This is a genomic window from Streptomyces sp. NPDC046821 (assembly GCF_040645335.1).
Classification (GTDB): Bacteria; Actinomycetota; Actinomycetes; order Streptomycetales; family Streptomycetaceae; genus Streptomyces.
In genome coordinates, this window is record NZ_JBEYYB010000025.1 from 1 (window position 1) to 26,751 (window position 26,751).

Here is a 26,751-nt window from a genome sequence, read left to right on the forward strand (position 1 = left end):
CTGTTGAGTTCTCAAGGAACGGACGCTTCCTTTGTACTCACCCGAACCTTGTTCGGGCTTTCCTCCGGGCAGTTTCCCTTCGGTCTTGCGTTTCCAACTCTACCAGACTGTTTTCCGTTCCGTTCCCGGTTCGGAATTCATTTCCGGTGGCCGTTGGGGGCCTTTGCCTTTCGGCGTGTTCACTACGTTAACCGATTTCCCGGGACTCGCATAATCGAGGCCTGCGGATTCAAATTCAGACATGCGGACATGCTGAATAAGCCCCCGCCAAGGGGAAGTCGTAGGTAGTGGTTTGGCCGTTCACGGGTCCGACAGATTGTCGTAACCGGGTTGAGCGGCTCGGGCCACATTACGGACCTCCACATAGGTGCGTCAAGTTGAGCGACGGCGTGGCGTGTGGGGTCGATATGGGCTCACGGTCGGGTCGTTGACGGCCCAGAAGCGCCAGGGGTGGACGCCGCCCTCGCCGGAGACTCCCGTGCGGGGGCCGTTCCTCACCTGGTCGCGCGGTGTGGGGGTGCCGGTGAGGATCGCGAGCGGGGCGTCCGGGGAGGCGCAGACGTCCGTCCCGTTCAGTACCCGGTCCACGTCGAGGGCGGTGGCCAGGCGGGCCGGGCCCTTGGCCAATTCTTTGTCGTTTCTGGCTGATTGTCGGCGTTTGCGCGCGAGGTCGGCGCCCTTGGTGATCTCTCCGGCGCGGAGCAGGACTCCGCTCGCGGTGTCCTCGGGGCCGCACACCAGGTTCAGGCAGTGCCACATGCCGTAGGTGAAGTAGACGTACGCGTGTCCGGGCGGGCCGAACATGACGCCGTTGCGGGCGGTGCGGGAGCGGTAGGCGTGGGAGCCGGGGTCGTCCGGGCCGGCGTACGCCTCTACTTCTGTGAGGCGCAGTTCGATCGGGCCTTCGGGGGTGTTGCGTACGAGGACGCGCCCCAGGAGATCGGGGGCGACCTCCAGTACAGGTCGGTCGAAGAAGTCCCGTGTGAGGGGCGTACGGTCAGTGGCCGCGATCATGCCGGACGAGGGTAGTGCAACGGAGATGCGGGTGGGTCGCGCGGAACCGGCGGGCTGTCTGTCGCGTTGGTAGAGATCAAGGGTCACCGCAGGAAGAGACGGGCCACAGGGTGTGGCACGGGGAGGAGTGGCGTACATGGGGTTCAAGCGGCTGCTGGCGAGTCTGGGCGCGGGCGGGGCGTCGGTCGAGACGGTGCTGACCGAGGTCAACGTGGTGCCGGGTGGCGTTGTCCAGGGTGAGGTGCGGATCCAGGGCGGATCCGTGGACCAGGACATCGAGGGGCTCTCGGTCGGGCTGCAGGCGCGGGTCGAGGTCGAGGGTGGTGACCACGAGACCAAGCAGGACATCGAGTTCAACAAGGTGCGTCTCGGTGGGGCGTTCCAGCTGCAGGCGGGCGCGGTGCACGCAGTGCCGTTCGGGCTCGAGATCCCGTGGGAGACGCCGGTCACGACGATCGACGGACAGCAGCTGCGCGGCATGAACATCGGTGTGACGACGGAGCTGCAGATCGCGCGCGCCGTGGACTCCGGTGACCTCGACCCGATCAACGTGCACCCGCTGCCGTCGCAGCAGGCGATCCTCGACGCCTTCATCGGGCTCGGTTTCCGCTTCAAGAGTGCGGACATGGAGCGTGGGCACATCCGGGGGACGCGGCAGAGGCTGCCGTTCTACCAGGAGATCGAGTTCTACCCACCGCAGCAGTACCGCGGGCTGAACCAGGTGGAGCTGAGCTTCGTGGCGGACGACCGCGAGATGGACGTCGTCCTGGAGATGGACAAGAAGCCGGGGCTGTTCAGCGAGGGCAGCGACACGTTCCGGTCGTTCGTCGTGGGGCATCACGACTTCCAGGGGACGGACTGGTCGGCGTATCTGCACCAGTGGCTTTCCGAGGTCGGCAGCAAGCGGAACTGGTTCTGAGCCGAGGGGTGTGTGGTGGCCGGTGGCGGTGTGGGGCCGTCGCCGGCCGGGCTGAGGCATAGGCTCGGCTCCCAGAGTTTTCGCCGATCAGGAGGTGCCGACGTGACCGACCTCAAGAGGCCGCCGCTTCCCCATGACTTCCATCCGCAGGTGCCGTCGTTCACGGTGGCGAGCGAGGACGTCCAGCCGGGGGCGGTGCTCAAGGACGCTCAGGTCTACGCGGCGGGGAACACCTCGCCGCAGCTGCGGTGGGAGGGCTTCCCCGCGGAGGCCAAGAGCTTCGCGGTGACGTGCTTCGACCCTGACGCGCCGACGGGCAGTGGCTTCTGGCACTGGACCGTGTTCGACATCCCGGCCTCGGTGACCGAGCTGCCGGCCGGTGCGGGCAGCGGCGCGTTCAAGGGGCTCCCGTCGGGTGCGGTGCAGGTGCGCAACGACTACGGGTCGAAGGATTTCGGGGGTGCCGCGCCGCCGCCCGGTGACCCGGCGCACCGTTATGTGTTCACGGTGTACGCGGTGGATCAGGAGAAGCTGGGTCCCGATTCGGATGCCTCGCCGGCGGTCGTCGGGTTCAATCTGCGCTTCCACACACTGGCGCGTGCGCAGGTGATCGCGGAGTACGCGGCTCCGGCAAGTTAGCGTTCATCGGCTGTTAGCCCGTCCCCGGTCATTTGGTGACCGGGGACGGGCATTTTTTATTGCGTTGTCCATCGCGGCGTGCGCGGCCAGAGTTGGTCCCAGCCCGCCGCTGGGTGGGCCGGGGACGTACGGGAGGTGGGCGAGATGCGGGACACGCTGGTACTGAACGCCAGCTTCGAGCCGTTGTCGACGGTGACGTTGAACCGGGCCGTCGTGCTGGTACTGCAGGACAAGGCCGTCGTCGAGCAGGCCCACCCCGGACTCCGTGTGCGCGCGGCCGCCGTGGACATACCGGTGCCGCAGGTGATCCGGTTGTGCCGGTATGTACGAGTGCCGTTCCGAAGACGCGCTCCGTGGTCGAGGCGGGGTGTCCTGGTGCGTGACCAGCACCGGTGCGCGTACTGCGGGAAGCGGGCGACGACTGTGGACCACGTGGTGCCGCGGTCGCGGGGTGGCGCTGACTCCTGGCTGAATACGGTCGCCTCGTGCGCGGAGGACAACCACCGCAAGGCGGACCGGACGCCGGAGCAGGCGGGGATGCCGCTGCTGCGGGAGCCGTTCGAGCCGACGCCGGCGGACGCGATGCTGCTGACGCTCGGCAAGTCGGAGCGGGACGCGCTGCCTGCCTGGCTGTCTCGTACGGCGGCTGCTGCCTAGCGGGCAGCGTACGGAAAGCGGAAGAGCCCGCCTCCGGGGTTGCCGGGGCGGGCTTCTTCGTAGGGGGAAGCGTCAGTCGATGGGGGGCTGTTCGCGGCGCGGGGCGGCGACGGGGGCCGAACCTCCGCCCAGCGAGCCGAAGTTGCCCATGGCGCCGGACAGGCCCTTGAGGGCGTCGCCGATCTCGCTGGGAACGATCCAGAGCTTGTTGGCGTCGCCCTCGGCGATCTTCGGGAGCATCTGGAGGTACTGGTAGGAGAGCAGCTTCTGGTCGGGGTCACCGGCGTGGATGGCCTCGAAGACCGTACGGACGGCCTGGGCCTCGCCCTCTGCGCGCAGGGCGGCGGCCTTGGCCTCACCTTCGGCGCGCAGGATGGCGGACTGCTTCTCACCTTCGGCGGTGAGGATCTGCGACTGGCGGATGCCTTCGGCGGTGAGGATCGCGGCGCGCTTGTCGCGGTCGGCGCGCATCTGCTTCTCCATCGAGTCCTGGATGGAGGTGGGCGGCTCGATCGCCTTGAGCTCGACGCGGTTGACGCGGATGCCCCACTTGCCGGTGGCCTCGTCGAGGACGCCGCGCAGGGCCGCGTTGATCTCCTCGCGGGAGGTGAGGGTGCGCTCCAGGTCCATGCCGCCGATGATGTTGCGCAGCGTGGTGACCGTCAGCTGCTCGATGGCCTGGATGTAGCTGGCGACTTCGTAGGTCGCGGCGCGGGCGTCGGTCACCTGGTAGTAGATGACGGTGTCGATGTTCACGACCAGGTTGTCCTGGGTGATCACCGGCTGGGGCGGGAAGGGGACGACCTGTTCGCGCAGGTCGATGCGGTTGCGGATCGAGTCTATGAACGGGACCACGATGTTGAGTCCGGCGTTCAGTGTTCGTGTGTAGCGGCCGAAGCGTTCGACGATCGCCGCGCTCGCCTGCGGGATGACTTGAATGGTCTTGATCAGGGCGATGAAGACCAGCACCACCAGAATGATCAGGACGATGATGATCGCTGACATCGCGTCTCCCGTACCCTTCGGCCGTCGTAATTCCCGGCGGGTCCCGCCGGAAGATCTAGAGGATCTTGCTGGTCGAGTCTGTCAGAACGGGCTCTGCGGCGTGGGGAGTTCAAGCCACCTCCCCGAACGCCTCACCATGATCACACGATGATGACCGTGGCTCCCTCGATGTCGACGACGTCGACCTGCCGGCCCGGCTCGTAGCTCTCGGCCCCGTCGAGGGCGCGGGCGGACCAGATCTCTCCGGCCAGCTTGATGCGGCCGCCGTTGCCGTCGACCCGTTCGACGACGACGGCCTGTTTGCCCTTCAGCGCGTCGATTCCGGTGGCGAGCTCCGGTCGTTGGGTCCTGTGGCGGTTGGCGACGGGCCGTACGACGGCGATGAGCGCGACCGAGACGGCTACGAAGACGAGGACCTGCGGGACGAGGCCGCCGCCGAGGGCGGCCGTCACGGCGCCCGCGACGGCTCCGGCCGACAACATGCCGAACTCCGGCATCGCGGTGATGACCAGCGGGATTCCGAGCGCGGCCGCGCCGACCAGCCACCACACCCATGCGTTGATGTCTGCCACATGGTCATGGTAGGACCACGGCCCTTCGCGGGACAGAGGGCCGTGGGACGGGCGGACGGGGCGTCAGCCGAGCGGGAGGCCCTGCGCGCTCCAGCGTTCGCCGCGCTGCTCGACGACGAGCGGGAGGCCGAAGCAGAGCGAGAGGTTACGGGACGTCAGCTCAAGCTCCAGGGGGCCGGCGGCGAGCACCTTGCCCTGGCGGATCATGAGGACGTGGGTGAAGCCGGGGGCGATCTCCTCGACGTGGTGCGTGACCATAATCATCGAGGGGGCGATCGGGTCGCGGGCGAGGCGGCCGAGGCGGCGCACCAGGTCCTCGCGGCCGCCGAGGTCGAGGCCGGCGGCGGGCTCGTCGAGGAGGAGGAGCTCGGGGTCGGTCATCAGGGCGCGGGCGATGAGGGTGCGCTTGCGCTCGCCCTCGGAGAGCGTGCCGAACTTGCGCTCGAGGTAGTCGCTCATGCCGAGGCGGTCGAGGAAGGCGCGGGCGCGCTGCTCGTCGATGTCCTCGTAGTCCTCGTGCCAGCCGGCGGTCATGCCGTAGGCGGCGGTGAGGACGGTCTGCAGGACGGTCTGGCGCTTGGGGAGCTTCTCCGCGAGCGCGATGCCCGCGACGCCGATGCGCGGGCGCAGCTCGAAGACGTCGGTGCCGGGCTTGCCGAGGGTCTCGCCGAGGACGGTGGCGGTGCCCTGGCTGGGGTAGAGGTAGCTGGACGCGACGTTCAGGAGGGTCGTCTTGCCCGCGCCGTTCGGGCCGAGGATGACCCAGCGCTCTCCTTCCTTGACCGACCAGGAGACCTGGTCCACCAGAGCCCGGCCCTCGCGGACCACGGATACGTCCTCCAGCTCCAGTACATCGCTCATGAGCGCGTTGTCTCCCATTGCAGTCTCGGCTGTCGCGTGCGTCTGTGGACGCATTCCCCAGGGGAAAACCTACGCCACCGGCCGACCGGTCCTCTCCATCGGCCGGTATTTAGGGTGGGGCCCATGCTTTCGGAACCACGCTCAGGTCGGCTGGCCGCATGGGGAAATGCCATGCTTGCCGGGTTTGTCGCTCCCGATGACGCGGCGCTCGCCATAGTGGGCGAGGACGCGGTGCACCGGGTGGAGGGGTTGCCGGGCGAGTCGGGGCCCGTGGGGCTGACGCTCGCCCTCGGGCGGCTGCGCGCGCTGGGGGCGACCGGGCTACGGGTGGCGCTGCCCGCGCCGGGGCATCCGCTGGGGCTGAGCGGTCCGCCCGAGTTCAACGCGCGCGCCCTCGAGGCCGAGGAGGCCGTCGTGTGTCATGGCGCCGCGCTGGGGCTCGTGCCCGAGGTGTACGAGGCCGGGCCCGACGGCGACGTCCATGTCGAGGTCGTCTGGCACTGCCTGCCCGTACGGGAGGCTCCGCCGGCCGATGTGCCGTCCCTCGGGGAGGCCGAGCGGGAGCTGGCGGAGGCGCTGCGGGACGCGACGGCCGTGCTGTCGCGGCTCGACGTGGCCGGTTCGGGGCCGGTGGCCGAGGCGGCGGTGGACGCGTACCGGGCGCGGGCGGAGCGGGGGCGCGAGGTGCTCGCGCCGGGCTATCCGCCGCGTGCGGTACGGGTGTTGGAGCTGGCGCAGCGGGTCGGGCTGCTGATCTCGGTGGCGTACGAGAGCGGGCACGGCGGGGCGGTGAGCGCGTCGGAGATGGCGGCTCGGGCGGAGGCGCTGCGGCCGGTGGAGCGGACTGCGCGGCGGGCGCAGGTTGCTGCGTACAACTCTTTTGTGGAGGAGAGGGAGCGCGGCGGGCGGTGATGGGCGCGGCGGGGGTGCGGGGGTGCGGGGGTGCGCTCGGGGCTCGCATGGCGGCGGCGCCGAGTACCCCAGCGAGGGAGCGCTCCGTGCCGGGCTGTGTGGCTGGGCGAGGCGCCGAAAGGGCCCCGCGGACTCGTGTCCGTGGGGCCCTTTCTGAGGGGGGCTCAGTTGTTGGCGGCCTGGTTGCCGAAGGCCGGGTTGAGGCCGCCGATCAGGGTGCCGGTGTTGCCCGAGACGTTGACCGGGACGTGGACCGGGACCTGGGCCTGGTTGCCCGAGCCGACACCCGGGGACTTGACGGCCGCGCCGGCCGCGTCCGAGTCGGCGAAAGCGGCTCCGGCGGAAGCGCCCGCGGCGATACCGGCGACGGCGACGGCCAGGGCGGCCTTCTTGGCGATGTTCATGAGAAGTATTCCTCCAGCTATGACGATGCGTACCCCGGCCAGGGGGACGCTCGCTGTGAAACGTGCAGGTGGGACGGATGACACGGGCGGAGACGGGGATGCGCCCGATCGGATGATCAACTCGACTGCCGACCCCGGGGGAAACGGAGGGAAAACCAACCGGCCCCCGGTGGATACCGGGGGCCGGAGGTCGCTGACGGACGCTGGGTCTACGTCAGTGGTTGACGGCGAGGTTGCCGAAGGCCGGGTTCAGCAGGCCGATGACGTTCACGGTGTTGCCGCTGACGTTGACCGGGATGTGGACCGGCGCCTGGATCACGTTGCCCGAGACGACGCCGGGCGAGTGCACGGCCTGGCCGCCCGCGTGCGCGTCCGTGGCGGAGGCCATACCGGCACCGGCGGCCACCAGACCACCGGCAACCATGGACACGGCCGCGATCCTGTTCAGCTTCTTCACTTCTTGACCCTCCTAGGCGATCACCGCGACGAGACCGCCGCAGCACGCACTGGAGAACGCCGGAGCCTCCGGCAGGTTGCGCCATCCGGGGGACATACACCCGACGGTATGAATCTCAGCCTGGAGCGGAACCTTCCGTATTTTCATTCCGGAACCCCTGTCACCAGGAGTCCGGGACGCCCTCGGTCAGCCGGCCGCCCCATGCCGTACCGCCCAAAGCGCCGCCTGCGTGCGGTCCGACAGGTCGAGCTTCATCAGGATGTTCGACACGTGGGTCTTGACCGTCTTCTCGGAGAGGACGAGCGCACGGGCGATCTCCCGGTTCGAACGGCCGTCCGCGATCAGGCCTAGCACCTCGCGCTCCCGCTCGGTGAGCGAATTGCCTCTCCCCTGACCGCCGTTGGTCTCCTCCTGGGAGAGCAGCGCGCCGGCCACCTCGGGCTGGAGCAGCACGTGGCCCGCGTGCACGGAACGGATGGCACCGGCGAGGGCGTCCGGGTCGATGTCCTTGTAGACGTATCCGGCGGCGCCCGCGCGCAGGGCAGGGACGACGGTGCGCTGTTCGGTGAAGCTCGTGACGATGAGTACGCGCGCGGGGTTGGCCAGCTCGCGGAGGCGGCGCAGGGCCTCGACGCCGTCCATCCCGGGCATCTTGACGTCCATCAGGACGACGTCCGGCTTCAGCTCCTCGGTACGGGCGACGCCCTCGGCGCCGTCCGACGCCTCCCCCACGACCTCGATGTCGTCCTGGACCTCGAGGAACGTGCGCAGCCCCCGCCGGACGACCTGGTGGTCGTCGACCAGGAGCACCCGGATCCTGTTGTCACCCACCGGGGACCTCCATCTCGATCGTGGTGCCCTTGCCGGGCTCCGATTCCACCGTCAGAGCGCCGCCCACGCCACTGGACCGGTCACGCATCGAGACGAGGCCGAGGTGGCGGCCCGCGTGCCGTACGCCTTCCGGGTCGAAGCCGCGGCCGTCGTCGGTGACGCGCAGGACGGCTCCGGGGCCGCGCTTGCCCAGTGTCACGTGGACGTGCTCGGCGCCCGAGTGGCGCAGGGCGTTGTGCAGGGCCTCCTGGGCCACGCGGAGGATGGCCTCTTCCTGGGCGGCGGGCAGGGCGCGTATGCCGTCGCAGTCGAAGGTGACGTGTGCCGAGTGGGCGCGGTCGAGGACCTGGCTCTGCGTGCGCAGGGTGGCGATGAGGCCGTCCTCGTCGAGTGCGGCGGGGCGCAACTCGACCACTGCGGCGCGGAGTTCGTCGGCGGCCTCGGCTGCCAGCTCGGCCACGTGGTGCAGTTCGCCCTTGGCGCGGGAGGGGTCGCGGTCGACGAGGGCGGTGGCGGCCTGGGCGGTGAGGCGCAGCGAGAAGAGCTTCTGGCTGACGGCGTCGTGCAGTTCGTGGGCGAGGCGCGAGCGCTCCTCGGCGATGGTGAGTTCGCGGCTGCGCTCGTACAGGCGGGCGTTGGTCAGGGCGATGGCCGCGTGCTGGGCGAGGATCGTGAGGAGTTCCTCGTCGTCCTCGGTGAAGCCGCAACTCCCTTGCGGCTTCGGGCACTTCTTGTTGGCGAGGAAGAGGGCGCCGATGACCTCGTCGCCGTCGCGGATGGGCAGGCCGAGGAAGTCGGACATGTCGGGGTGCGCGTCGGGCCAGCCCTCGAAGCGCGGGTCCTGGCGCACGTCGGCCAGGCGCTCGGTCTTCGCGTCGCGGAGCATCGCGGCGAGGATGCCGTGCTGGCGCGGGAGCGGGCCGATGGCCTTCCACTGGGCGTCGCTGACTCCGTCGACGACGAACTGGGCGAAGCCTCCGTGGTCGTCGGGCACCCCGAGGGCCGCGTACTCGGCGTCGAGCAGCTCTCGGGCCGACGCGACGATCGTCTTGAGGACGTCGCGCACCTCGAGGTGTCTGCTCATGGCCAGCAGCGCGGAGCTCACCGCGTACAGGCCGGATCGTGGGCCGTGACTCATGTGTTCACGGTACCGGCGGGGGGTGACAGTGCGTATCGGGCGCGTGGCGGCCGCCGCCTAGGACGGTGGGCCTAGGCCGAAGGGCCCCCGTGAGCTGCGGCCGTCGTACGAGGCGCCGGGGGCAGGGGCGTTCCTACGTTGGAGGCATCGAAGCACGTACGGCTCAAGGGTGGCCCGAACGGGCCCGAGGGGACGGATGTCATGCCGGTGGCGATCATCACGGGGGCATCGAAGGGGCTGGGCCGCGCGCTCGCCGTGGCTCTCGCGAGGCGGGGCTGGGATCTGGTGCTGGATGCCAGGTCGGGGCCGGGGTTGCGGGACGCGGCGGAGGAGCTGGAGAAGTACGGGACGCGGGTGGCGGCGCTGCCCGGGGATGTCGCGGACGCGGGGCACCGGGCGGATCTGGTGCGGGCGGCGCGCGGGTTCGGGGGTCTGGATCTGCTGGTGAACAACGCGAGCGCGCTGGGGGCCGAGCCGCTGGTGCGGCTTGACGCTCTTCCTCTGGAGGGGCTGCGGCGGGCCTTGGAGGTGAATGTCGTGGCGGCGCTCGGGCTCGCGCAGGAGGCGCTGCCGCTGCTCCGGGAGGCGGCGGCGGGGGCGGTCGTCGCGCTGAGTTCGGACGCGTCGGTGGAGGCGTACGAGACCTGGGGCGGTTACGGGGCCTCCAAGGCGGCGCTCGACCATTTGTCCGCGGTGCTGGCGGTGGAGGAGCCGGGGCTGCGGGTGTGGGCGGTGGATCCGGGGGACATGCGGACGGATCTCTACAGGTCGGCGGTGCCGCTGGACGACGACTCGGACCGGCCGCTGCCGGAGTCGGTGGTGCCGGCGTTCCTGCGGCTGCTCGACGAGCGGCCGGACAGCGGGCGGTTCGCGGCCTCCTCTCTTATGGAGGCGCTGTGACGCTCGCCGTGCGGGTCCCGGAGGAGCTGTCGGCCCGCGTGCCCGCCGAGCAGCGCGGGCCCGGCCTGGGCAGGGACTCGGTGCGGCTGCTCGTGTCGCGCGGTACGGAGGTCACGCACCGGACGTTCACCGAGCTGCCGGGTGAGCTGCGGGCCGGGGACCTGCTCGTGGTCAACACCTCCCCGACGCTGGCCGCCGCGGTCGACGGGCGGATCGGGCACGCGCGCGTAGTGGTGCATTTCTCGACGCGGGGTGATGACGGGCGCTGGGCGGTGGAGCTGCGGGACCCGGACGGGCGGGGGACGACGCGTCCACGCGCGGGCGGCCCTGAGGGGACGGTGGCCGTGCTCCCCGGTGGCGTGCGCCTGGTGTGGGAGGAGCCGCTGACGGTCGGCGGGGCGCGGCTGTGGTGGGTGCGGGTCTCAGGGGACGTGCCCGCGCTGATGCGGAGGCACGGCAGGGCGATCCGTTACTCCTATACAGAGCGCGATCAGCCGCTCTCCGTCTATCAGACGGTGTTCGCGCTGCCGTACGCGGACGGGGTGGGGAGCGCGGAGATGCCGAGTGCTTCCCGGCCCTTCACGGCGCGGCTCGTGGCGGAGCTGGTGAGCCGTGGGGTGCAGTTCGCGCCGGTCACGCTGCATACGGGGGTGGCGTCGGTCGAGTCGCACGAGCCGCCGTATCCGGAGCGGTTCGAGGTGCCGGAGGCGTCGGCGCGGCTCGTCAACGCGGCGCGGGCGGGCGGCGGGCGCGTCGTGGCGGTGGGGACGACGGCGGTGCGGGCCGTGGAGTCGGCGGCGGGGCGGGACGGGGTGGTGCGGGCCGCCGCGGGCTGGACGGACCTCGTGGTGACGCCGGAGCGGGGGGTGCGGGTGGTGGACGGACTCCTCACCGGGCTGCACGAGCCCGAAGCATCACATCTGCTGATGTTGGAGGCTATCGCCGGACACAACGCCATGACCTGCACATATGCGGAAGCATTGCGACATCTCTACCTGTGGCATGAGTTCGGGGACGTCCATCTGATACTTCCTGAAAATTCCGGACACGGAGCGCATTGCAATGGCAACCGATTGTGAGATTGCCGTCAGCGCTGTGTGAGGCCGCGCATAGGACGCACGTCACGTACGAAGGCCGATAGTGGATGAGCCGCGGGCAGCGGCACCGGGGCGGGAGGGGGGTGTGGAGCCCCGGCGTGGGACCTGATCCACTATCCGGCTTCGTACGTCACACCTTTGCCACAGAATTTTGCGGCCGCTAAGAATTGCCCTCGTTGCTCGACAGCGTGGGCCTGCACTTACCCACGGAGTTCATGACCGAAACATGAACGGTTCCCCCCTGGGCCGGCGAGCGACTTCCCCGAACAAAGAGGTCCCTCCGCCATGCGCAAGCCCAGCATTCTCGGTCCCAGTCAGCTGACGAAGACCCACAAGTACTCGATCGCCGGTGTCGCCACGCTCGGCGCCGCTGCCCTCGCGTTCACGCTGGTGCCGGGCGGCAACACCCACGCCCAGGCGGAGACGGTCCACACCGCTCCGGTCGCCTTCCAGGCCAACGCCGGCGCCCCCCAGATCAAGGACGTGCACGCCAGCGTCACCAGCCAGCTCGCCAAGGCCGACCAGCAGGCCCAGGACGCGGCCGCCAAGGTGAAGGCCGCGCAGGACGCCGCCGCGAAGAAGGCCGCCGACGTGGCCGCCGCCAAGGCCAAGGCCGACGCCGCCGCGAAGGCCGAGCAGGACCGCCAGGTCAAGGAGGCGGCCAGCCGCGCCGCCGCCCGCAAGCCGGTCTACGCGAACAACCTCGACGGCTGGATCAAGGAGTCCCTGGACATCATGAAGTCCAAGGGCATCCCGGGCTCCTACAACGGCCTGCACCGCAACATCATCCGTGAGTCCTCGGGCAACCCGAACGCCATCAACAACTGGGACATCAACGCGATCAACGGCATCCCGTCGAAGGGCCTGCTGCAGGTCATCCCGCCGACCTTCGCCGCGTACCACGTGGCCGGTACGTCCTGGAACATCTACGACCCGGTCGCCAACATCACCGCCGCCGCCAACTACGCCGCGGACAAGTACGGCTCGATGGACAACGTGAACAGCGCTTACTGAGACTCCTCCGGGGCCTCAGGGTCTTCGTGAACGCCGAAGGGCGGCACCCCGTGCGGGGTGCCGCCCTTCACGCGTACGCGGGCCGTGTTACTTGCGCATGACCTCGGGCTCGTGGCGGCGCAGCAGGCGCGCGACCGCGAAGCCGCAGACGACGCCGAGGAGGATCAGGACGGTGAGGTTGAAGCCCCACTGTCCGGCCGAGTGCTCCCACAGCGGGTCCAGGTTGGTCGGGTCCTCGCGGTCCCACGGCGGCATGAGGTGCGACAGGTCGAGCGTCGCGCCGGCGCCGGCGATGGCCCAGCGGGACGGCATCAGCCAGCCGACCTGCTCGAGGCCGGGCGAGCCGAAGACCTGGAACAGGACGCCGGTGAAGACGACCTGGACGATCGCGAACATGACCAGGAGCGGCATCGTCTTCTCGGCGGTCTTCACCAGCGAGGAGATGACCAGGCCGATCATCATCGACGTGAAGCCGAGCCCGATGATCACGATGCAGAGCTCGACGGCCGGCGGCATGATCAGGCCCTCGGCGGGCAGGTCACGCGGGAAGAAGCCGATGGCGCAGATGATCACGCCCTGGATGGCCGTGACGACGCCGAGCACGATCACCTTGGACATCAGGTACGCCGAGCGGGACAGGCCGGTGGCCCGTTCCCGTTCGTAGATCACGCGTTCCTTGATCAGCTCACGTACGGAGTTGGCGGCGCCGGAGAAGCACATGCCGACCGCGAGGATCAGCATGATCGTGCCCGCGGTGCTGTTGAACCGGGCCGGCGGTGTCGGCGGGGCGAGGCCGAAGTCGGCGGGGATCACCGTACTGACGAAGCCGAGGACCGCCGGCAGGATCACCATCAGGCCCATGAAGCCCTTGTCGGACGCGATCACCGACGTGTAACGGCGGATCAGGGTCCACAGCTGCGAGCCCCAGGCCTGCGGCTTGGGGGGCTTCAGCGCCTGCGGCGCCGGGTTGTGCACGGGCTGCGGGGCGACGGCGTCGATGTCCGCGGCGTACATCTGGTAGTGCTGCGAGCCCTTCCAGCGGCCCGCCCAGTCGTAGTCGCGGTAGCTCTCGAAGGCGGAGAAGACGTCGGCCCAGGTGCTGTAGCCGAAGAAGTTCAGGGCCTCCTCGGGCGGGCCGAAGTAGGCCACGGAACCGCCGGGCGCCATCACGAGGAGCTTGTCGCAGATCGCCAGCTCGGCGACCGAGTGCGTGACGACGAGGACCGTGCGGCCGTCGTCGGCGAGGCCGCGCAGCAGCTGCATGACGTCGCGGTCCATGCCCGGGTCGAGGCCGGAGGTCGGCTCGTCCAGGAAGATCAGGGACGGCTTGGTGAGCAGCTCCAGGGCGACGGAGACGCGCTTGCGCTGACCACCCGAGAGCGCGGTGATCTTCTTGTCCTTGTGGATGTCGAGCTTGAGCTCGCGCAGCACCTCGTCGATGCGGGCGGCGCGCTCGGACTCGGCGGTGTCGCCGGGGAAGCGGAGCTTGGCCGCGTACTTGAGGGCCGTGCTGACCTTCAGCTCCTTGTGCAGGATGTCGTCCTGCGGGACCAGGCCGATGCGCTGGCGGAGCTCCGCGAACTGCTTGTACAGGTTGCGGTTGTCGTAGAGGACGTCGCCCTGGTCGGCGGGCCGGTAGCCGGTCAGCGCCTTGAGCAGGGTCGACTTTCCGGAGCCGGACGGGCCGATGACGCCGATCAGCGACTTCTCCGGGACGCCGAAGGTGACGTCCTTGAGGATCTGCTTGCCGCCGTCGACCGTCACCGTCAGGTGGCGGGCCGAGAAGGAGACGTCACCGGTGTCGACGAACTCCTCGAGGCGGTCGCCGACGAGGCGGAACGTCGAGTGGCCGACGCCGACGATGTCGTTCGGGCCGAGGAGCTGCGAGCCGCCCTTGGCGATCGGCTGGCCGTTGACGTACGTGCCGTTGTGCGAGCCGAGGTCGCGGATCTCGAAGCGGCCGTCGGGCGTCGCGTGGAACTCGGCGTGGTTGCGCGAGACCTGGAGGTCGGAGACGACCAGCTCGTTCTCGAGCGCACGGCCGATCCGCATCACGCGGCCGAGGGCCAGCTGGTGGAACGTCGTGGGGCTGCGGTCGCCGCCGTGGCCCGACGGAGCCCCCGCGGCGCCGCCGGCCCCCTGCTGGGGCGGGATGTTCTGGGCCTGCTGCGGCTGCTGCCAGCCCTGCTGGGCGGGCGCCTGCTGCTGCGGTGCGCCCTGGGCCCAGCCCGCGTCGGCGCCCTGCGGCGCGGCGTACGGCTGCTGGGCCTGCTGCGCGTGGGCCTGCGGCGCCTGCTGGGCGGCGGCCACCGGGGCGCTGCCGGACAGGTTGACCCGCGGGCCGTCCGTCGCGTTGCCGAGGTTCAGCGCGGACCCCGGGCCGATCTCCATCTGATGGATCCGCTGGCCCTGTACGAAGGTGCCGTTGGTGGAGCCGTGGTCCTCGATGACCCAACTGCGCCCGCCCCAGCTGATCGTGGCGTGCCGCCAGGAAACCCTGGCGTCGTCGATCACCACGTCCCCCTGCGGATCACGTCCGAGGGTGTACGGCCTGGACGGATCGAGCGTCCAGGTCCTTCCATTCAATTCCAGTACGAGTTCCGGCACTCCAGCCCCAACTGAGTTGTCCCCCGAGCTAGCCCCCGTCTTGGGGAGTCTAGGGATGTCGAACATCGTGGGGAACTATTTCAGGAGGAACCCCCTGACCGAAAGTCGGGCCCTGGACGGGGCTTGTGAAGACGGCGTATGTGCTTGCGCTCCCGCTTAGTTGGCTGGGGGAAATTGCGCCGGAGAGTATTAAGCACCATCAAGTACCTATTGATCGTGCGGAAATGGGACATCTGGCATATCAGGCCGGCCGGCACGCCCACCACCATCCCGGCACCGTCCCGGCGAACGTCCAGCTCACGGCGGCGCCAGGGGCTTCGGCCGCCGGGGGCGGATTCTGTTCGTCCGCTCGCTCGACGGCGGACACCATTGCCGTAATAGGGGTGCACGGGCGCGCGACCCCGTCCGGAGGCGTCTCACTTTTCGGACCGGACTGCGCGCAAACATGCGTCGGCAGCGATATCCCGCCGTCTTCGCCCCGCTTCCGGCGGTGCCGGGAGGGCACGCCGGGGCGGATCACGACCTCATCACGATTGGCAGTGGGGGTGAGGCGACCGGTGGGTTACCTGAGGGTTTACGGCGGTGCACCGACACGTTCACCGATGGGTTCGCCGTCGGGAGAACGGGTCTCATAACGCACCGCGCGCGACGAACCGGCCGGTCGGAAGGGGTGCGGGACGTGTCCGCCACACGGACCTCCACCGCGCCGATGGACGCGGGCCGGTTAACGTGGGAAGCACCATGAGTGCCTCGCAGCCCCCTCACACCGCCGACGTCCCGGTCGAAGTTCCGGAGAACGTCCCGACGCTCCTCGTCAAGATATTCGGCAAGGACCGCCCCGGTATCACCGCCGGGCTCTTCGACACCCTCGCCGCCTACTCCGTCGATGTCGTCGACATCGAGCAGGTCGTCACCCGTGGCCGCATCGTGCTGTGCGCCCTGGTCACGGCCCCGCCCTCCGGCCTCGAAGGCGACCTGCGGGCCACGGTCCACAGCTGGGCGGACTCCATGCGGATGCAGGCCGAGATCATCTCGGGCATCGGCGACAACCGCCGGCGCGGGCTCGGCCGCTCCCTCGTCACCGTGCTCGGTCACCCGCTCACCGCGGAGACGACGGCCGCCATCGCCGCAAAGATCACCGCCACCGGCGGCAACATCGACCGTATCTTCCGGCTCGCGAAGTACCCAGTGACCGCCGTCGAGTTCGCGGTGTCCGGCACCGAGACCGAGCCGCTGCGGACCGCCCTGGCCACGGAGTCGGCGGCGCTCGGCGTCGACGTCGCCGTCGTCGCGGCCGGACTGCACCGGCGCGCGCAGCGCCTCGTCGTGATGGATGTCGACTCGACGCTCATCCAGGACGAGGTCATCGAGCTCTTCGCCGCCCACGCCGGGTGTGAGGACAAGGTTGCCGAGGTCACCGCCGCGGCGATGCGGGGCGAGCTCGACTTCGAGCAGTCCCTGCACGCGCGCGTGGCCCTGCTCGCCGAACTCGACGCCTCGGTGGTCGAAAAGGTCCGCAGCGAGGTCCGGCTCACCCCGGGCGCCCGCACCCTGATCCGTACGCTGAAGCGCCTCGGCTACCAAGTGGGCGTCGTCTCCGGCGGGTTCACGCAGGTCACGGACGACCTGCAGGAGCGGCTCGGGCTCGACTTCGCCCAGGCCAACACGCTGGAGATAGTGCACGGGAAGCTGACCGGCCGGGTCACCGGCGAGGTCGTGGACCGTGCGGGCAAGGCGCGTCTGCTGCGCCGCTTCGCCGCCGAGGCCGGGGTGCCGCTCGCCCAGACCGTGGCGATCGGTGACGGTGCCAACGACCTGGACATGCTGAACGCGGCGGGGCTCGGTGTCGCCTTCAACGCGAAGCCCGTGGTCCGCGAGGCCGCGCACACCGCGGTGAACGTGCCGTTCCTCGACACCGTGCTGTACCTGCTCGGCATCACCCGCGAAGAGGTCGAGGCGGCGGACGCGCACGAGGAGGACTGAGCCGGCGCTGGGGCTACGCCCGGTCGACGCCCACGTGGGCCGAACTGCGCCGGGCGCCGCCCACGAGGGCTGAGCCCGCGCAACCCCTGAGCCCGTTCGCCGCGCACCCCGTCACCGCCACACGCGCACCCTCACCGCCACACGCGCACCGTCACCGATGCGATGCGACGGGCCCCGGTATCCCTGCGATACGGGGGCCCGTCGGCGCATCTATGGGCGGGCCTGCGCAGCCCTGCGGACTACTTGGACGGTGCCCAGTACTCGACGAGCGTGGCCGAGCCCGGTTCGACGGACTTCCACGTACCGCTGAAGGTCAGGACCGCGAACGCGGAGGTCGGGAAGCCGCGGCGGGTCATCCGCTCCCCCGCGTCACCCTCCACCTGCCCCGCGAGAACTTCGGCGAGCCCCTGGATGCCGGGGTTGTGGCCGACGAGCACCGCGTTCCGCACGTCGTCAGGGGTCTCGTTCAGTACGGCGATGAGCTCGCCGGGCGAGGCCTCGTAGATCCTTTCCTCGTACACGGTCCTGGGCCGGTGGGGCAGCTCGTGGACGGCGAGCTTCCAGGTCTCGCGGGTCCTGGCGGCGGTGGAGCACAGGGCGAGGTCGAGGTCGATACCGGAGTCTGCGAGCTTGCGGCCTGCGACGGGGGCGTCCTTGCGTCCCCTCTCCGCGAGCGGCCTCTCATGGTCGGAGACCTGGGGCCAGTCCGCTTTCGCATGTCGGAAAAGGACAATCCTGCGGGGTTCTGCGGCGCTCATGGGTCCCAGCTTCGCACGAAACCGGCCACGAGGCGCAGGGAGTTGACGTGCTCAACCCTGCCCGGGTGAACATCCAGCGAAGCCGCTCACGGAGCCGTGTGGAGCACCGCCTGCTGGATGCGGGCGAGGATCTGGCCCACTCCCGCGCCGCCGGCGGCGTGGGCGTCGGCCGGGTTGAGTATCAGGAGCAGAAGGGCGGCGAACGTGATCGTCGGCAGGGCGATCGCCCACCACGGGAGCCTGATGTCGACGCTGCCCGGTCGCGCCGGGTGAGGCCGGGTGTGCGTAGCGGTCGACATGACGCCTCCGGGTCTTCGAGCTGGTCGGTGCCGTGATCGCGGTGTTCGCGGTCACATCTCGAAGGTACGGAAGCCGGAGCCCTCAACCCATCCGGTGATCCACCCAGTTGACCCTGAGACTTGCCCCCTAGGGGATGGTGGGGCCAGCACCAGAAATCCCCGGCCACGAGGGGCCGGGGACAAGGGTCACGCAGTGGTGGCCCGGGCGGCGGCCACCGTGATCACGGTGAGGCGATCGTGGCGATGACCGCGATGACGACGGTGATGGCCAGCATCGCGCCGAGCACCATGAGGAGTTTCTTCTGGCCGTTCTGGGGGTTCGGCTCGAGCACAGGCGACATGCGGCCAGTCTCGCACCCTTTGCCCCGGCTTCCGGCGGCGGGGTGGCCCCATCGGCCACCCCGCCGGCCGCCCCGCCCGCGACGGTCAGCCCGCGGTGGCGGGAACCAGCTCGTCCTCGACCGTACGGTTCCGGCCGGCGAAGACGCCGACGATGATCTGCGGCACCATGAGCGCGGCCATCATCGCGATCGGCAGGCCCCAGCCGCCGCTGTGCTGGTAGAGGACGCCGACGAGCAGCGGGCCGGGGATCGAGATCAGGTAACCGGTGGACTGGGCGAAGCCGGAGAGCTTGACGACGCCGGCGCCGGTGCGGGCCCGCATACCGATCATGGTGAGGGCCAGCGGGAAGGAGCAGTTGGCGATGCCGAGCAGGACCGCCCAGAGCCAGGCGCCGGAGGCCGGGGCGAAGTACAGGCCCGCGTAGCCGGCCAGACCGCAGACGCCGAGGAAGACCACCATCGGGGCCTGGCTGGGGAGCCGGGCGGCGACACGGGGGATGACGAAGCCGAGCGGGACACCCATGACCATGCAGACGGCGAGCAGCACACCGGCGGTCGAGGCGGAGACCCCGGCGTCACGGAAGATCTGCGCCATCCAGCCCATGGTGATGTACGCGGCGGTGGCCTGGAGGCCGAAGAAGAAGGCGAGTGCCCAGGCGGTGCGGCTGCGGGCCATGCGGAGGCCGCCGGCCTCGGCGCCTTCGGCGGGCGCGGCCTCGACCGGTGCGGCCTGGGCCTCCTGCGTGCCCTTCTTGTTCCGGACCAGCGGGAGCCACGGCACCACGGCGGCGGCGCCGAGCAGGGCCCACACCGCGAGGCCGATCTTCCAGCTGCCGCCGAGGGCGTTGGTCACCGGGACGGTGATGGCGGCGGCCGTCGAGGTGCCCGCGGCCAGGGCCATCGAGTAGAGACCGGTCATGGAGCCGACGCGGTCGGGGAACCAGCGCTTGACGACGACCGGCATGAGGATGTTGGCCAGCGCGATACCCATCAGGGCGAGCGCGGTGGCGGCCAGGAAGCCGACCGTGTTGCCCGTGAAGGGGCGGATGACCAGGCCGACGGCGATGGCCGCCATGCCGAAGCAGACGACGGCGGCGGGGCCGAAGCGCTTGGCGAGCCGGGGCGCCGTCACGCCGAAGATCGCGAAACAGAGCGGCGGTACGGAAGTGAGGACACCCGCGACGCTGCCGCTCATACCGAGCCCGGAACGCACCTCTTCGAGGAGGGCGCCGAGGCTGGTGACGGCGGGGCGCAGGTTCAGAGCCGCGAGGACGATGCCCACCATCATCAGACGCACGGTCCACGTGGTCCTGGAGGCGGTTTTCGCTTCGGGTGCGGCTGCGGGTCGTAGGGGCGTCTTCGTCATCGTCGTGGTTTCCTCACTGGCCATGAGTCCATCATAGATTCATGGGATGATTGGGTGTCCACTCGAGAGCGCGTCACACTGGTCACATCACAACGTGCGCACTCGCCCGCTATTCATCCGATACCGACACATACCTACCAAGGACCGTCATGTCGCTGACCTCCCCCAGGCGCTCGGCTCTCTCCGAACAGGTCATCAACGAACTGCGCGCCCAGATCTCCTCGGGCGAGTGGCCGGTCGGCTCACGCATCCCGACCGAGCCCGAGCTGGTCGAACAGCTCGGCGTCGCCCGTAACACGGTGCGTGAGGCCGTGCGCGCGCTCGCGCACAACGGTCTGCTCGACATCCGGCAGGGGTCGGGCACCTATGTCGTCGCGACCAGCGAGCTGGCGGGCGTGATGCAGCGCCGTTTCGCGGACGCGGACCCCCGGCACATCGCCGAGCTGCGGTCGACCCTGGAGTCCAGCGCCGCGAGCCTCGCCGCGCAGCGCCGTACCGAACGCGACCTCAAGCAGCTCGACGCGCTGATGGTGCGCCGTGAGGAGGCGTGGGAGTCGGGTGACGCGGAGGCGTTCGTGACGGCCGACTCGACCTTCCACCTGGCGGTCGTCGCCGCGTCGCACAACGACGTGATGACGGCGATGTACGCGGACCTGGGCGAGGTCCTGCGGGAGGCCCTGCGAGATGACGTGGGCGAGCGCCTGTCGCCCGAGAACCACATGGACCACACGGTTCTGCTCGACGCGATCCGGTCGGGCGACGCCGAGGTGGCCGCGGCGGAGGCGGCCCAGTACCCGTTCCTGTGCGGCCCGAAGCCCGCGGGCCAGTGACCCGTACGCGATACGACAGGTAAAAACCGGAACGCAGGACGCCCCGCCCCCCGCTCAGCGCGGGGAACGGGGCGTCAGCCACGTAAAGGCGATAAAGCCGATCAGGCGCCGATCGCGTGCAGGCCGCCGTCGACGTGGATGATCTCGCCGGTGGTCTTCGGGAACCAGTCGCTCAGCAGGGCGACGATGCCGCGGCCGGCCGGCTCCGGGTCCTCCAGCTTCCACTCCAGCGGGGAGCGGCTGTCCCAGACGGCGGCGAGCTCGCTGAAGCCGGGGATCGACTTCGCGGCCATCGAGCCGAGCGGACCGGCCGAGACCAGGTTGCAGCGGATGTTCTGCTTGCCCAGGTCACGCGCCATGTAGCGGCTGGTGGCCTCCAGGGCGGCCTTGGTCGGGCCCATCCAGTCGTACTGCGGCCAGGCGAACTGCGCGTCGAAGGTGAGGCCGACGATGGACCCGCCCTCGGTCATCAGCGGCAGCAGCGCCATGGTCAGCGACTTCAGGGAGAAGGCCGAGACGTTCATGGCGGTGGCCACGGACTCGAACGGCGTGTTCAGGAAGTTGCCGCCGAGCGCGTCCTGCGGCGCGAAGCCGATGGAGTGCACGATGCCGTCGAGCTTGTCGCCCAGGTGCTCACGGACCTGGCCCTCCAGGCGGGCGAGGTGCTCGTCGTTCGAGACGTCGAGCTCCAGGACCTTGACCTTGTCGGGCTGGGGCAGCTTCTTGGCGATGCGCTCGGTCAGCGTCGGCCGGGGCCAGGCGGTGAGGATGATCTCCGCGCCCTGCTCCTGGGCCAGCTTCGCGGCGTGGAAGGCGATGGAGGACTCCATCAGCACACCGGTGATGAGGATCTTCTTGCCCTCGAGGATTCCAGCCATGGTGATCAGTGACCCATTCCCAGTCCGCCGTCAACGGGAATGACGGCTCCAGTGATGTACGAGGCCTCGTCCGAGGCGAGGAACCGCACCGTCGCGGCGATCTCCTCCGGCTGCGCGTAGCGGCCCAGCGGCACCTGCTTGACGATGCCCTCGCGCTGCTCGTCGGTGAGCGCCTTGGTCATGTCGGTGTCGACGAAACCGGGCGCGACGACGTTGAAGGTGAGGTTGCGCGACCCGAGCTCACGGGCGAGGGAGCGCGCGAAACCGACCAGACCCGCCTTCGACGCGGCGTAGTTCGCCTGACCGGCGGAGCCGAGCAGGCCGACCACGGAGGAGATCAGCACGACGCGGCCCTTCTTGGCGCGCAGCATTCCGCGGTTGGCCCGCTTCACGACGCGGAAGGTGCCGGTGAGGTTGGTGTCGAGGACGGACGTGAAGTCCTCCTCGGACATGCGCATGAGGAGCTGGTCCTTGGTCACGCCGGCGTTGGCCACGAGGACCTCGACGGGACCGTGCTTCTCCTCGATCTCCTTGTAGGCCTGCTCCACCTGCTCGCTGTCGGTGATGTCGCACTTGACGGCGAGGAAGCCGGCCTTCTCCAGCTCGGCGGCGTCGCCCGAGCGGTACGTGATCGCGACCTTGTCGCCGGCGTCGGCGAAGGCACGGGCGATGGCGAGGCCGATGCCCCGGTTTCCTCCGGTGACGAGAACCGAGCGGCTCAACGGATCACCCTTTCCATAGCGGGTCTGGTACGTCGAAAACCTATCGGTACCACCAGGCATCCGGAGAATCGGCCACCGACAGTGGCGCCGGACAGTCGCTGTCGGGTCCCTACAGAAAAATGTGGCCCCCGGGGCCGCCGACGCGACATGATCGGAGCTGACGGGTGCCCGCGTCCCGGGGGCGTCCGGTGTCCGAGGCTCCTGACAGCGCTCCACACAAGGGAGACATCCGTGCCCCATACGATCGATGAAGCCTTCACGGCACTGCCGCTGCGGGCCCTCGCCGATGCCGCGCTGGCCCGCGCGCGGGCCCTCGGCGCCGAGCACGCGGACTTCCGCCTGGAGCGGGTGCGCAGCGCGGCCTGGCGGCTGCGGGACGCGCGGCCCGCGGGCTCGTCGGACACGACGGACCTGGGGTACGCGGTACGGGTCGTGCACGGCGGGACGTGGGGCTTCGCGTCGGGCGTGGACCTGACGATGGACGCGGCGGCGAAGGTGGCCTCGCAGGCGGTGGCGATGGCGAAGCTGTCGGCGCAGGTCATCAAGGCGGCCGGGTCTGACGAGCGGGTCGAGCTGGCCGCGGAGCCGGTGCACGCGGAGAAGACGTGGGTGTCCGCGTACGACATCGATCCGTTCTCGGTGCCGGACGAGGAGAAGGCCGGGCTGCTCGCCGACTGGAGCGCTCGGCTGCTCGGGGCCTCCGGGGTCGACCATGTGGACGCGTCGCTGCTGACGGTGCACGAGAACAAGTTCTACGCGGACACGGCGGGGACGGTCACGACGCAGCAGCGCGTGCGGCTGCACCCGGAGCTGACGGCGGTCGCGGTGGACGGGTCGAGCGGTGAGTTCGACTCGATGCGGACGCTCGCGCCGCCGGTGGGCCGGGGCTGGGAGTACCTCACCGGGACCGGCTGGGACTGGGAGCGTGAGCTGGCCGTGATCCCCGAGCTGCTCGCCGAGAAGATGCGGGCGCCCAGCGTGGAGGCGGGCCTGTACGACCTGGTCGTCGACCCGTCGAACCTGTGGCTGACGATCCACGAGTCGATCGGCCACGCGACCGAGCTGGACCGGGCGCTCGGCTACGAGGCGGCGTACGCGGGCACGTCGTTCGCCACGTTCGACCAGCTCGGGAAGTTGCGGTACGGCTCCGAGATCATGAACGTGACGGGTGACCGCACCGCCGAGCACGGTCTCGCGACCATCGGCTACGACGACGAGGGCGTGGCCGGGCAGTCCTGGGACCTGGTCAAGGACGGCACGCTCGTCGGCTACCAGCTGGACCGGCGGATCGCGAAGCTGACGGGCTTCGACCGGTCGAACGGCTGCGCCTACGCGGACTCCCCCGGCCATGTGCCCGTGCAGCGCATGGCGAACGTGTCGCTCCAGCCGGACCCGGGCGGCCTGTCGACGGAGGACCTGATCGGGGGCGTCGACCGCGGGATCTACGTCGTGGGCGACCGGTCCTGGTCGATCGACATGCAGCGGTACAACTTCCAGTTCACGGGTCAGCGCTTCTACCGCATCGAGAACGGCCGCCTGACCGGTCAGCTGCGCGATGTCGCGTACCAGGCCACGACCACCGACTTCTGGGGTTCGATGGCAGCGGTCGGCGGGCCGCAGACGTACGTCCTGGGCGGCGCGTTCAACTGTGGGAAGGCCCAGCCGGGCCAGGTGGCGGCGGTGTCGCACGGCTGCCCGTCCGCCCTCTTCAAGGGCGTGAACATTCTCAACACCACGCAGGAGGCCGGGCGATGATGAGCTCTCGTACGAACAAGCCGCACGAGATCGTCGAGCGGGCCCTCGACCTGTCCACGGCGGACGGCTGTGTGGTCATCGCCGACGAGCACTCGACCGCCAATCTGCGCTGGGCGGGCAACGCGCTCACGACGAACGGCGTGACGCGCGGGCGCACCCTGACCGTCATCGCGACCGTCGACGGCAAGGAGGGCACGGCCTCCGGTGTCGTCTCCCGTTCGGCCGTGACGGCGGCCGACCTCGAACCTCTGGTGCGGGCGGCCGAGGCCGCGGCCCGGGGCGCCGCCCCCGCGGAGGACGCCGGTCCGCTGGTCACCGGGGTGCCGCACTCCCCCGACTTCACGGACGCGCCGGCCGAGACGTCGTCGGCGGTCTTCGCGGACTTCGCGCCCGCCCTCGGCGAGTCCTTCGCCCGCGCCCGGGCAGGCGGCCGCGAGCTGTACGGCTTCGCCAACCACGAGCTCGTGTCCAGCTATCTCGGTACGTCGACGGGCCTGCGGCTGCGCCACGACCAGCCGAACGGGACGCTGGAAGTCAACGCCAAGTCCCCGGACCGGACGCGCTCGGCGTGGGCAGGCCGCTCCACGCGTGACTTCAAGGACGTCGACCCCGGCACCCTCGACGCGGAGCTGGCGCGGCGCCTCGACTGGGCGCGCCGCCGCATCGAGCTGCCCGCGGGCCGCTACGAGACGCTGCTGCCGCCGACCGCCGTCGCCGACCTGCTGATCTACCAGCTGTGGTCAGCTGCGGCCCGGGACGCAGCCGAGGGCCGTACGGTCTTCAGCCGGCCCGGCGGCGGGACGCGCGTCGGCGAGCGGCTGACGGAGCTGCCGCTGACGCTGCGCAGCGATCCGAACGAGCCGGGCCTCGAATCGGCGCCGTTCGTCCTGGCGCACGCCTCCGGGGACAGCGCCTCCGTCTTCGACAACGGGCTGCCGCTCGCGCCGACGGACTGGGTGCGCGAGGGCGAGCTGGCGCATCTGACGACGACCCGGCACAGCGCGGGCCTGACCGGTCTCCCGGTGGCCCCCGCGATCGACAACCTGATCCTGGACGGCGGCGAGGACCGCTCCCTCGACGAGATGGTGGCGGCGACCGGGCGCGGGCTCCTGCTCACGTGCCTCTGGTACATCCGCGAGGTCGATCCGGCGACGCTGCTGCTGACCGGGCTGACCCGCGACGGCGTGTACCTGGTGGAGGACGGCGAGGTGGTCGGCGAGGTGAACAACTTCCGGTTCAACGAGTCGCCCGTCGACCTGCTGGGGCGCGCGGTGGAGGCCGGGCGGACGGAAAAGACGCTGCCCCGCGAGTGGAGCGACTGGTTCACTAGAGCGGCGATGCCGGCTCTGCGGGTGCCGGACTTCAACATGAGCTCGGTCAGCCAGGGCGTCTGACGTCCCGGGCACGGCCGTAGACTGGCGCGTACCCATCAGCACTTCTCGAGGAGACACACGACCGTGACGGACATCGTCGACGAGCTGAAGTGGCGGGGCCTGTTCTCCCTGTCCACCGACGAAGATGCACTGCGCAAGGCGCTCGCGGACGGTCCCGTCACGTTCTATTGCGGCTTCGACCCGACCGCGGCCTCCCTGCACGTCGGCCACCTGGTCCAGGTGCTCACCGTCCGCCGGCTCCAGCAGGCGGGGCACCGTCCGCTGGCGCTCGTCGGCGGGGCCACGGGCCAGATCGGTGACCCCCGGCCGACGGCCGAGCGCACCCTGAACGACCCGGAGACGGTCGCGAACTGGGTGAACCGGCTGCGCTCGCAGATCGAGCCGTACCTGTCCTTCGAGGGCGAGAACGCCGCGGTCATGGTGAACAACCTGGACTGGACGGCCGGCATGTCGGCCATCGAGTTCCTGCGCGACATCGGCAAGCACTTCCGCGTGAACAAGATGCTCACGAAGGACTCGGTCGCCAAGCGCCTGGAGTCCGACCAGGGCATCAGCTACACGGAGTTCAGCTACCAGCTCCTCCAGGGCATGGACTTCCTGGAGCTGTACCGGCGCTACGGCTGCACGCTCCAGCAGGGCGGGTCCGACCAGTGGGGCAACCTCACGGCCGGTCTCGACCTGATCCACCGCCTGGAGCCGGACGCCGCCGTGCACGCGATGGCGACGCCGCTGATGGTCAAGGCGGACGGCACCAAGTTCGGCAAGTCCGAGAGCGGCGCCGTCTGGCTCGACCCGGAGATGACGACGCCGTACGCGTTCTACCAGTTCTGGCTGAACGTGGACGACCGGGACATCTCGACGTACATGCGGATCCTGTCCTTCAAGTCCCGTGCGGAGCTTGAGGAGCTGGAGAAGGTGACCGAGGAGCGGCCGCAGGCGCGGGCCGCGCAGCGGGCGCTCGCCGAGGAGCTGACGACGCTGGTGCACGGCGCCGACCAGTGCGCGGCCGTGATCGCCGCGTCCAAGGCGCTGTTCGGCCAGGGCGAGCTCGGTGAGCTGGACGAGGCGACGCTCGCGGCGGCGCTGTCCGAGCTGCCGTCCGCGAAGGTCGACGAGCTCGGCACGGTCGTCGACCTGCTCGCCGAGGTCGGTCTCGTGGCGAGCAAGTCGGCGGCGCGGCGCACGGTGAAGGAGGGCGGCGCGTACGTGAACAACGTGAAGGTCGCCGCCGAGGACGCCGTGCCGGCCCGCGAGGACCTGCTGCACGGGCGCTGGCTCGTGCTGCGCCGTGGCAAGAAGAACCTGGCGGCGATCGAGGTCGCCGGCGCCTGAGCGCACAGCTGAGAAGGGCCCCGCAAAGGGCCAGACACGCGAAAAGGGCGGTCCCGCGCCTGGTGG

27 protein-coding genes are annotated in these 26,751 nt (G+C 70.1%); 12 read left to right on the forward strand and 15 right to left on the reverse strand.

Annotated features, from left to right (window positions below; all coding sequences use genetic code 11):
- Window positions 1-372 precede the first annotated feature (372 nt).
- Window positions 373-1,014: a DNA-3-methyladenine glycosylase gene (locus tag ABZ893_RS34630; protein ID WP_361412045.1), complete on the reverse strand. Its 642-nt coding sequence runs from the start codon at window positions 1,012-1,014 to the stop codon at window positions 373-375.
- A gap of 136 nt (window positions 1,015-1,150) precedes the next feature.
- Between ABZ893_RS34630 and ABZ893_RS34635 the strand changes: the two genes are divergently transcribed.
- From ABZ893_RS34635 to ABZ893_RS34645, 3 genes are all read left to right on the forward strand, one after another.
- The gene (locus tag ABZ893_RS34635; RefSeq protein ID WP_361412047.1) at window positions 1,151-1,933 is read left to right on the forward strand and encodes a sporulation protein; all 783 of its coding nucleotides are present in this window, start codon (window positions 1,151-1,153) and stop codon (window positions 1,931-1,933) included.
- A gap of 102 nt (window positions 1,934-2,035) precedes the next feature.
- Window positions 2,036-2,572, forward strand: a complete 537-nt coding sequence (locus ABZ893_RS34640) for a YbhB/YbcL family Raf kinase inhibitor-like protein (protein WP_361412049.1) — start codon at window positions 2,036-2,038, stop codon at window positions 2,570-2,572.
- Between the two features lie 144 nt (window positions 2,573-2,716).
- Window positions 2,717-3,229: an HNH endonuclease gene (locus ABZ893_RS34645; RefSeq protein ID WP_361412051.1), complete on the forward strand. Its 513-nt coding sequence runs from the start codon at window positions 2,717-2,719 to the stop codon at window positions 3,227-3,229.
- 72 nt (window positions 3,230-3,301) lie between these two features.
- Here ABZ893_RS34645 and ABZ893_RS34650 read toward each other — a convergent pair whose 3' ends face one another.
- From ABZ893_RS34650 to ABZ893_RS34660, 3 genes are all read right to left on the reverse strand, one after another.
- Window positions 3,302-4,234, reverse strand: a complete 933-nt coding sequence (locus tag ABZ893_RS34650) for an SPFH domain-containing protein (RefSeq protein ID WP_361412053.1) — start codon at window positions 4,232-4,234, stop codon at window positions 3,302-3,304.
- 140 nt (window positions 4,235-4,374) lie between these two features.
- Complete coding sequence (locus ABZ893_RS34655) at window positions 4,375-4,806, reverse strand: NfeD family protein (protein ID WP_361412055.1); 432 nt, start codon at window positions 4,804-4,806, stop codon at window positions 4,375-4,377.
- A 63-nt stretch (window positions 4,807-4,869) separates the two neighbouring features.
- Complete coding sequence (locus ABZ893_RS34660; protein ID WP_361412057.1) at window positions 4,870-5,667, reverse strand: ABC transporter ATP-binding protein; 798 nt, start codon at window positions 5,665-5,667, stop codon at window positions 4,870-4,872.
- A gap of 123 nt (window positions 5,668-5,790) precedes the next feature.
- On the opposite strand from ABZ893_RS34660, the gene ABZ893_RS34665 reads away from it, so the two are divergent.
- Window positions 5,791-6,579, forward strand: coding sequence for a hypothetical protein (locus ABZ893_RS34665; protein ID WP_361412059.1), 789 nt, complete (start codon window positions 5,791-5,793; stop codon window positions 6,577-6,579).
- Between the two features lie 164 nt (window positions 6,580-6,743).
- Here the strand turns inward: ABZ893_RS34665 and ABZ893_RS34670 are convergent, their stop codons facing one another.
- From ABZ893_RS34670 to ABZ893_RS34685, 4 genes are all read right to left on the reverse strand, one after another.
- A complete protein-coding gene (locus tag ABZ893_RS34670; protein WP_361412061.1) occupies window positions 6,744-6,983 on the reverse strand; it encodes a chaplin in 240 nt (79 codons plus the stop codon).
- Between the two features lie 214 nt (window positions 6,984-7,197).
- Entirely contained in the window at window positions 7,198-7,440 is a 243-nt protein-coding gene (locus tag ABZ893_RS34675; RefSeq protein ID WP_361412063.1) for a chaplin, read from the reverse strand.
- Window positions 7,441-7,626: 186 nt separating this feature from the next.
- Entirely contained in the window at window positions 7,627-8,271 is a 645-nt protein-coding gene (locus tag ABZ893_RS34680; RefSeq protein WP_361412065.1) for a response regulator transcription factor, read from the reverse strand.
- Window positions 8,264-9,409: a GAF domain-containing sensor histidine kinase gene (locus tag ABZ893_RS34685; RefSeq protein WP_361412067.1), complete on the reverse strand. Its 1,146-nt coding sequence runs from the start codon at window positions 9,407-9,409 to the stop codon at window positions 8,264-8,266. The genes ABZ893_RS34680 and ABZ893_RS34685 overlap by 8 nt, the downstream gene beginning before the upstream one ends.
- 201 nt (window positions 9,410-9,610) lie before the next feature.
- Here ABZ893_RS34685 and ABZ893_RS34690 point away from each other — a divergent pair, with 201 nt between their 5' ends.
- The 3 genes from ABZ893_RS34690 (at window position 9,611) to ABZ893_RS34700 (ending at window position 12,420) form a co-directional block, all read left to right on the forward strand.
- The gene (locus tag ABZ893_RS34690; RefSeq protein ID WP_361412165.1) at window positions 9,611-10,309 is read left to right on the forward strand and encodes an SDR family oxidoreductase; all 699 of its coding nucleotides are present in this window, start codon (window positions 9,611-9,613) and stop codon (window positions 10,307-10,309) included.
- Window positions 10,306-11,388 carry an S-adenosylmethionine:tRNA ribosyltransferase-isomerase gene (locus ABZ893_RS34695; protein ID WP_361412069.1) on the forward strand — a complete coding sequence of 361 codons (1,083 nt, stop codon included), beginning with the start codon at window positions 10,306-10,308 and terminating at the stop codon, window positions 11,386-11,388. Before ABZ893_RS34690 ends, ABZ893_RS34695 begins: the two co-directional genes overlap by 4 nt.
- Window positions 11,389-11,691: 303 nt before the next feature.
- Window positions 11,692-12,420, forward strand: coding sequence for a transglycosylase SLT domain-containing protein (locus ABZ893_RS34700; RefSeq protein WP_361412071.1), 729 nt, complete (start codon window positions 11,692-11,694; stop codon window positions 12,418-12,420).
- A gap of 87 nt (window positions 12,421-12,507) precedes the next feature.
- Here the strand turns inward: ABZ893_RS34700 and ABZ893_RS34705 are convergent, their stop codons facing one another.
- Window positions 12,508-15,027, reverse strand: a complete 2,520-nt coding sequence (locus ABZ893_RS34705; RefSeq protein WP_361412073.1) for an FHA domain-containing protein — start codon at window positions 15,025-15,027, stop codon at window positions 12,508-12,510.
- Between the two features lie 741 nt (window positions 15,028-15,768).
- Here ABZ893_RS34705 and serB point away from each other — a divergent pair.
- A complete protein-coding gene (gene serB / locus ABZ893_RS34710; protein WP_361412075.1) occupies window positions 15,769-17,010 on the forward strand; it encodes a phosphoserine phosphatase SerB in 1,242 nt (413 codons plus the stop codon).
- Between the two features lie 239 nt (window positions 17,011-17,249).
- On the opposite strand, the gene ABZ893_RS34715 is transcribed toward serB, so the two are convergent.
- From ABZ893_RS34715 to ABZ893_RS34730, 4 genes are all read right to left on the reverse strand, one after another.
- A complete protein-coding gene (locus tag ABZ893_RS34715; RefSeq protein ID WP_361412077.1) occupies window positions 17,250-17,768 on the reverse strand; it encodes a histidine phosphatase family protein in 519 nt (172 codons plus the stop codon).
- An 86-nt stretch (window positions 17,769-17,854) separates the two neighbouring features.
- Complete coding sequence (locus ABZ893_RS34720; RefSeq protein WP_361412079.1) at window positions 17,855-18,067, reverse strand: hypothetical protein; 213 nt, start codon at window positions 18,065-18,067, stop codon at window positions 17,855-17,857.
- A 221-nt stretch (window positions 18,068-18,288) separates the two neighbouring features.
- Window positions 18,289-18,408 (reverse strand): SGM_5486 family transporter-associated protein, encoded by a 120-nt coding sequence (locus tag ABZ893_RS34725; RefSeq protein ID WP_361412081.1) that lies wholly within the window; start codon window positions 18,406-18,408, stop codon window positions 18,289-18,291.
- An 85-nt stretch (window positions 18,409-18,493) separates the two neighbouring features.
- Window positions 18,494-19,798 carry an MFS transporter gene (locus tag ABZ893_RS34730; RefSeq protein WP_361412083.1) on the reverse strand — a complete coding sequence of 435 codons (1,305 nt, stop codon included), beginning with the start codon at window positions 19,796-19,798 and terminating at the stop codon, window positions 18,494-18,496.
- 125 nt (window positions 19,799-19,923) lie between these two features.
- Between ABZ893_RS34730 and ABZ893_RS34735 the strand changes: the two genes are divergently transcribed.
- On the forward strand, window positions 19,924-20,604 hold the full coding sequence (locus ABZ893_RS34735; RefSeq protein ID WP_361412085.1) for a FadR/GntR family transcriptional regulator: 681 nt from the start codon (window positions 19,924-19,926) through the stop codon (window positions 20,602-20,604).
- A gap of 101 nt (window positions 20,605-20,705) precedes the next feature.
- Here ABZ893_RS34735 and fabI read toward each other — a convergent pair whose 3' ends face one another.
- Window positions 20,706-21,482 carry an enoyl-ACP reductase FabI gene (gene fabI / locus ABZ893_RS34740; protein ID WP_361412087.1) on the reverse strand — a complete coding sequence of 259 codons (777 nt, stop codon included), beginning with the start codon at window positions 21,480-21,482 and terminating at the stop codon, window positions 20,706-20,708.
- A 5-nt stretch (window positions 21,483-21,487) separates the two neighbouring features.
- A complete protein-coding gene (fabG, locus tag ABZ893_RS34745) occupies window positions 21,488-22,204 on the reverse strand; it encodes a 3-oxoacyl-[acyl-carrier-protein] reductase (RefSeq protein WP_361412089.1) in 717 nt (238 codons plus the stop codon).
- 231 nt (window positions 22,205-22,435) lie between these two features.
- On the opposite strand from fabG, the gene ABZ893_RS34750 reads away from it, so the two are divergent.
- The 3 genes from ABZ893_RS34750 to tyrS all read left to right on the forward strand — a co-directional run bounded on the left by ABZ893_RS34750 (window position 22,436) and on the right by tyrS (window position 26,685).
- Complete coding sequence (locus ABZ893_RS34750; RefSeq protein WP_361412091.1) at window positions 22,436-23,959, forward strand: TldD/PmbA family protein; 1,524 nt, start codon at window positions 22,436-22,438, stop codon at window positions 23,957-23,959.
- Entirely contained in the window at window positions 23,959-25,353 is a 1,395-nt protein-coding gene (locus ABZ893_RS34755) for a metallopeptidase TldD-related protein (protein WP_361412167.1), read from the forward strand. Before ABZ893_RS34750 ends, ABZ893_RS34755 begins: the two co-directional genes overlap by 1 nt.
- 63 nt (window positions 25,354-25,416) lie before the next feature.
- Entirely contained in the window at window positions 25,417-26,685 is a 1,269-nt protein-coding gene (gene tyrS / locus ABZ893_RS34760; RefSeq protein WP_361412093.1) for a tyrosine--tRNA ligase, read from the forward strand.
- Window positions 26,686-26,751 lie beyond the last annotated feature (66 nt).